8 protein-coding genes are annotated in these 5922 nt (G+C 60.8%); 4 read left to right on the top strand and 4 right to left on the bottom strand.

Annotated elements, in window-relative coordinates:
• Positions 1 to 431 (top strand): 1-acyl-sn-glycerol-3-phosphate acyltransferase (locus KAZ48_10305; protein MBP7973182.1); only part of this gene is annotated, 431 nt, incomplete at its 5' end.
• A 16-nt stretch (positions 432 to 447) separates the two neighbouring features.
• On the opposite strand, the gene KAZ48_10310 is transcribed toward KAZ48_10305, so the two are convergent.
• Entirely contained in the window at positions 448 to 645 is a 198-nt protein-coding gene (locus KAZ48_10310) for a hypothetical protein (GenBank protein ID MBP7973183.1), read from the bottom strand.
• A 447-nt stretch (positions 646 to 1092) separates the two neighbouring features.
• Entirely contained in the window at positions 1093 to 1440 is a 348-nt protein-coding gene (locus tag KAZ48_10315; GenBank protein MBP7973184.1) for a hypothetical protein, read from the bottom strand.
• Between the two features lie 262 nt (positions 1441 to 1702).
• On the opposite strand from KAZ48_10315, the gene KAZ48_10320 reads away from it, so the two are divergent.
• Positions 1703 to 2224 carry a hypothetical protein gene (locus KAZ48_10320; protein ID MBP7973185.1) on the top strand — a complete coding sequence of 174 codons (522 nt, stop codon included), beginning with the start codon at positions 1703 to 1705 and terminating at the stop codon, positions 2222 to 2224.
• 1306 nt (positions 2225 to 3530) lie between these two features.
• Positions 3531 to 4118, top strand: coding sequence for a hypothetical protein (locus KAZ48_10325; protein ID MBP7973186.1), 588 nt, complete (start codon positions 3531 to 3533; stop codon positions 4116 to 4118).
• Between the two features lie 86 nt (positions 4119 to 4204).
• On the opposite strand, the gene KAZ48_10330 is transcribed toward KAZ48_10325, so the two are convergent.
• Positions 4205 to 4387, bottom strand: a complete 183-nt coding sequence (locus KAZ48_10330; protein MBP7973187.1) for a hypothetical protein — start codon at positions 4385 to 4387, stop codon at positions 4205 to 4207.
• Positions 4388 to 4518: 131 nt separating this feature from the next.
• Between KAZ48_10330 and KAZ48_10335 the strand changes: the two genes are divergently transcribed.
• A complete protein-coding gene (locus KAZ48_10335) occupies positions 4519 to 5181 on the top strand; it encodes a delta-60 repeat domain-containing protein (protein ID MBP7973188.1) in 663 nt (220 codons plus the stop codon).
• Positions 5182 to 5297: 116 nt separating this feature from the next.
• Here the strand turns inward: KAZ48_10335 and KAZ48_10340 are convergent.
• Positions 5298 to 5922 (bottom strand): hypothetical protein (locus KAZ48_10340; GenBank protein MBP7973189.1); only part of this gene is annotated, 625 nt, incomplete at its 5' end.

Below are 5922 nucleotides of genomic sequence, written 5' to 3' on the forward strand. Positions count from 1 at the left end.
TGGGTTACATATACGTCGCCAGCGGCAGTGTTGATCCCGAGGTCGCCCCGCTCAGCACTGGGCGGACAAGTGCCAGCGAGAAGTTCCTCGTGACTGCATCAGCGCAACTTCGCGGGGGCACGAACATAGTGATCTGCCCCGAAGGCAACAGCACCGACACCGAGAACTCTCCGCTGCCGTTCCGCAGCGGCGCCTTCCGCCTCGCGGCCGCCGCTGACCCCGAACCGCTCATTGTGCCCATCGCGGTAGCAAACTTTGACAAGAAGCTGACGTCTACGACGTTGGTAGCGGTGGTCCACGAACCGTTCCGGATATCCAGTCACATCGGGACCGACCCGAGCCCTGATGCGCTGAGGGAGTTTGTACGTGACTACCAGCAGACATTCCACGGCTACGTGCAGGAGGCCCGGGCGCTAGGGCTCGGGTCCTAGCCGCCAAGACCCACAGCTAAGGGCTGAACGCCAGGAAGATGGACGCCGCGAAGACGTTCAGGTGGATGACTCCCTGCAGGGTGACTTTCCCTGTCTCGCCGGTGAGTGCCTCACGACGGTTGGCAGAGTGATGAGAACGATTCCGGTTCATCCAGGACGAGTCGCGGCGCGTGCCCAGGCCGCTGAACGACATTCCCGCCGATACCCAAGACATGCCGAAACCACGGCCCCTCGCGAACTACACCGGAGTGTTTCCGCCGGTGTCTACTTGAGAGTGGAAGCCCCAGAGGCCCGGGGATACGAACGGAGTCTGCCCCCAGTTCGATCGACTACTGATCTGTGAGGATTGAGTCCTTGCAGGGAGGAGTCGTTGTGCCGAAGTCGTATCCGAAGGAGTTTCGTTGTGTACGACGGAATCCGTCCCGGTCTGACCAGTAGCGAGGCTGCGGAGCTTCGGGAGATCCGCTAACGAAAATGGGTCTTGGAGCACGGGATCGAGATTCTTCGAATGGCGGCAGCGTTCTTCGCTCGTGGTGTTTCCGCAGGATGACCTACCCGCTGGTGACCGAGCTGGCGGCCGAAGGGATCCCGTTGACGCGTAGCTGCCGGGTTCGGGGTTTCTCCCGCAGGCGTATTTCAAATGGCGCGTCGCTCCGGTCAGTCAGCCGGTTCGGGCGACGCCCATCTGATCAATGTGGCGTTCGGAGTCCACGATGACGACCCCCCGTTGGGGTGCCGGTTCATCGCCGACGAGATGGTCGGGCCGGGGATCAGCGCCGGAGAGAACCGGGTCGCGCGCCTGCGTCAACTGGCCGGAATTGTCAGTATTACTAGCAGGAAGGGCCGCAAAGGTCGCCTTGTTGAACCGGCGATTCACGACGACCTGGTGCAACGCATGTTCACCGATTCGCGCCAAACCGGTTATGGCTGGTCGACATCGAGCGCCACTGGCGAGGGCAAGTTGCATCAATGCGCGATCAAGGACTTCTTCTCGAACTGCACGCGGCAACGCTGCAATGAAATCGTTCTTCTCGTTGCTGCAAGAAGACGTCCTGAACCGGCAACGCTGGCAGACTCGCTCGCAGCTGCGAACCGAGATCAGCTACTGGATCGAAGCGAAATACCGTCCGCGCCGTCGCCAGCGAGCACTCGGCAAGCAAACACCCATCAAGTTCGAGACACTAAACAAATCCGCGAACGCGGCGTGATCAACTGCCCAGTCCAACCGTCAACCAGACCGGCGGCCGACCCAGTCCTTCGAAGGAGGAGCGATGGTCTTTTTTGCCAGTTCGTGGATTGTCACGATCATCGGTTGGCTGATCCATGTATTCGTGGACGGCGTGCCAGCCAAGCGAACACGACATCGCGTTGTTGAACTCTTGCTGCTGTGGCTGCTGGTCGTAACCGGGGTATTTGGGCTCCTCGGCGGAATCGGGCACCTAAGCGGCTTGTCCGACGAGCTTGCTGTGCAGATCGGATACGTCCAGTCGATGTTCCAATGGGAAGTGGGCTGGGGCGACATAGCGCTGGCCGTCCTGCTCATTGGCTGTGCTTGGCCGCGCTTCCGTGGCACCTGGATGACAGCCGCAGTCGTGGTGCTGACGATCCAGTACGGCGGTGACGGCATTGGTCACATCATGGAGTACGTCGCGCACGACAACACTGCGCCTTCAAATGTCTACGCGATCCCCACGGACATTCTTCAACCCGTAATTGCGATCATCGTGCTCGTGATTTACCGCGCCGGAGAGAAGAGGGTCGCCGAGCAGACACCAATTCCCGCGTCCGCGTAACCGTTGCACCATGGGCCGGACGGCGGTCTGAGGAAGGCCGGAAGCGAGCGTTAAGGAGCAATAGTCGCCGCACCGGGCACGCCTGTAACAGACCGGGAACCCCCTTTGCTTGAGCAGTCAGTAGCTGCTATCTCAATCCTGTGCATGTAGTCGTCCTTCACACGGTGGGGAGGACGGAACCTGCCTGGGCAGCGTCTTCCGCTTTGGTGACTGCAGGCATGCACGCGCAATCACTGACCCACCCTTTTTCACCCGGCTTTGCCAAGGTCTGAAGAAACGCCGGGGTCGTTGAGAACACGGCCGACGAGCCGGTGACGTCTGCGGAGTTGTGCAGCTTGAAGGTGTGAGAGGTAGCCCCTTGTCCATCAGGACAGACCCTGCGCGGCCAACACCGAATGCTGTGCATCGGACGTCAAGTTGTTCGTGGACTGCATCTAGTTGCTCTGGCACCTTGTCGAAGCGTTCCTTGTCCGGATCGTCATGTTCTGTTTCGCCGAACAATCAATCCCACGGCACCTTCGTGCACGCCCACACCGGCCAAGCCAGCCGTGGCCAGCTTGATTGGCCGGGCAGCACCGCGTCGAGTCGTCTTGTTCATGGGTGTCGCTGCTGCCTGAAATCGTTCTCAGATCGCAGAAATTCGTTCTGAGCTTCTTGTGAGCGAAGCCGGACCTGGGCAAACGCGATTATCAACGTGTTCCAGAGGCCCAGGGAGGGGACTAATCATGGGGAAGTCATCGGGAGACTCAGCTACCTCATCCAGAGGTGGCATCTATCGCGTGGCGATACCTCGTGGGCGGCTGGAAGCGCTGCCTGCACCGCGGCAGGGCCTTCGTGGATCCGCCCAGCAGGTGAGTGGTGAGATTGTCAGCAAGTGATGATGTCGACCGCTGAGCGGGCACTCAAGTTGTGGGCCTGGAAGGTTTCGCAAGTCGCCCCACCAGGCGCGCGGCCCCCTAAGCCGTCGGCAGCGGCAGTGGCGGCGTTGGCGTGTAGGTCTCGCATCGTTGGGTCGGGAACATCGTTCCAATCGTGTCCTGAGGATGTCGCTGCGGTAGCCGTGACCGCATCGGTGATCTGCGGGTTAACGGTGGCTGCTTGGGCCGCCGTCGCCCCGACCGCCCCACCGAGCAGTAGCGACCCGGTTGCGAGAGTCGAGGCTGCGATACGTGCGAAGCGATGATTTATGATTCGTCCATAAGATACGGTGTCTTGTATTAAAAGATACCCATGAAAGAGCGGTCTAAACCTCACCGTTCAACCCGACCGTCCACAGTTGGACCGGGCTGGTGAGCATACTGTGACCATGAAAGGCGTCGGCTTCCTCGCCGCAACCGCAACCGTGGGGCTAGCCGCATTAACGGGTTGTGCCACATCTGACTCCGCGTCCCCGACAAGCGAGGCCTCGCCGAGTAACAGCCAAACCGGCGGATGGATGCTTGTTGAGACAGCGAATGGTGGCGTCACTTTCACCAAGAACGGTGATGGCACCTATCTGGCCACACTCGCCGGAGTATCGCCAGGAACGATCGCGTTCTCGGATCGACCAAGTCGCCAAGCCCGTCAGATTCCGACTGCGCAGGTCGCAGAGTCGTGGCCCCAATGGTTCGGAAGAAGTTCCCCCAACGCGGCCCTGGTCGACCAAGTTGACCGCAGTAGCCGTGCCGTGGTCGTGCAGTTGTCCGATCCGAAATACCTCCCCAAGAAGGCCCAAATGACGTACCGGGTTCGGCTGGTCGATCCCACCCAGACCTCGTCGAGCTTTCAGTCGTTCGCTGACAACGCACTCCCGCGGCCGCAAGACTCGACTGACTCAGTATCGGTGTTCATCGACAACACCGAACCCTCAGTCGGGATGGTTGGCGGCAGCTACGGAGGCGGAATACAGATGTAGGAGCAGACCTGCGACGACCACCCACCAGCCATAGTCCAGCTCCATCCGGTTCATTGACAAGCGGTAGCCACTGGCGAGTGAAGACGTCACAGCGCTGTCAACAAGGGGATCAACTCGTACGCCATGGGCACCCCAGGCATTGCCGCCATAAAGCGCGAACATTCCCGCAATTGATCGAACCGGGCCGAGATCGCCGGCGTTCTGGTCGTGTTCTGGTGGAAGACCGCCTGTACGAGAACTCTCAGTCGGCGGTCATTCGACGTGCTCATAGCGGCATGCTGCGGACTCACCCCCAGGGGGACCGAAACGCGAGTACCACCGGGCGGGTGTAATTCCATAACCCGCCGCAATGTGTGTGCGGTCGTCTTCGGGCGATCTGTCTTTCCTGAGAGAGGTTCCCTTGAGCGCTTCCGTTCCGACGCCGGACCCGGCCCATTCGGATGTGCCCAGCGCAGGCGGGGTTGGAGTCCGGTTCCACGCGCGTGGGTCGGTCGCGCGTGCGCGCCTGTTGGCGGCGGTTGTTGTCGCCGCGGCGGTGGCGTGTGGGGTATTCGTGGGGGGAGTGTCTCCGGCTCACGCTGTCAGTGCCGGTGGGACTCCTGACACTGCTTTCAGCACCAATATCGGCACCGGCCCAGACGGCAATGTGCGGTCGGTGGCGGTCCAGGCTGATGGGAAGATCCTGGTTGGTGGCGACTTCACATCAGTTAATGGTATGACGAGCATCCGAATTGCCCGGTTGAAATCCGTGAGCCCGCAGTCGCAGGCCCCGATCAGCAAGAAGCTGAAAACCCCCGGTACGACGGTCGTGAACAAGAAGAACGCACGCACCGTGCAAGGTCAAAGAATGAAGGCCAAAGTGACCAAGGTCAGAATCAAAGGCCTGGCCACCCGCGGGGACATCCGCTGCTACAGAGCGATCAAAGGCCGGAAGCGCAAAGTCGCGCTGAAAGTCACTGGGCAATGCAAGAAAGCCAAAATCTGGGTCACCTACACCGCGCCGGGCGCTGACGCCTACTTGCCCTACACCAACACCATCCCGTTTGTCGGCAAACGCCGGTAGCCAACCGGTGGAAGGGGCCACCGCTCTTCACCGGCTCCCCAGCCATGGACGTAGATCCGGCCGAACCGAAGCCGTGCCTTGGCGGCCTACACAGCTGGTGGAACCTGCGACGTGAACTAGTTCGGCTGATCGGCAATCGTGAGGTAGGGACCGGCAGGCTTCGGAGGCAAACTGCTACTTGCCAGTACCTTTCCACCCCGAAGAAGATCAACGGTGGTTGTTTGTCGAAGCAGGTTGTTCTGGACGTGAATCGAGTCAGCCGCCGCCTGCCCAGCGGGCACCAGAACGACCCCGCTGCGATCCAATTGAACGCTCCATTTGGTGCCCATCGCGGCCGGTACTGGTTCGGTTGAATTCCCGTAGGAATCCACGTTTCTGATCGTCAGATCGGGGGCAATCTCGACGACCTTCCTGTCCGACATGAGGACAGAGTCGATGCGCCATGCGGTCGCGGTCTCGGTCTGTCCGGTGACGTCGCGCTGGTAAATGAGAATCCGAACGTCTCGGATGCCGGCCTTTCGGGTCGCGTTGCTGAGGGTGATGCTCCCTGGCTCGGTCGATCCTTCGTTCGCCCCGCTGCCCGCGCCCGAGTTCTCGATAGTCCCTCGGTCCGCTACCGCTTCTTCGGTAGTTGCACTCGAGCACCCGGCGACAACGACCAGCGGAATGACCGCACCCAGCGCCAGTAGCATTCGCTTGCGCGACTGGTTGGCACTGTCATTCTTCATGTCCGCACCACAC

This window comes from Candidatus Nanopelagicales bacterium, assembly GCA_018003655.1.
Taxonomy (GTDB): Bacteria; Actinomycetota; Actinomycetes; order S36-B12; family UBA10799; genus JAGNDY01.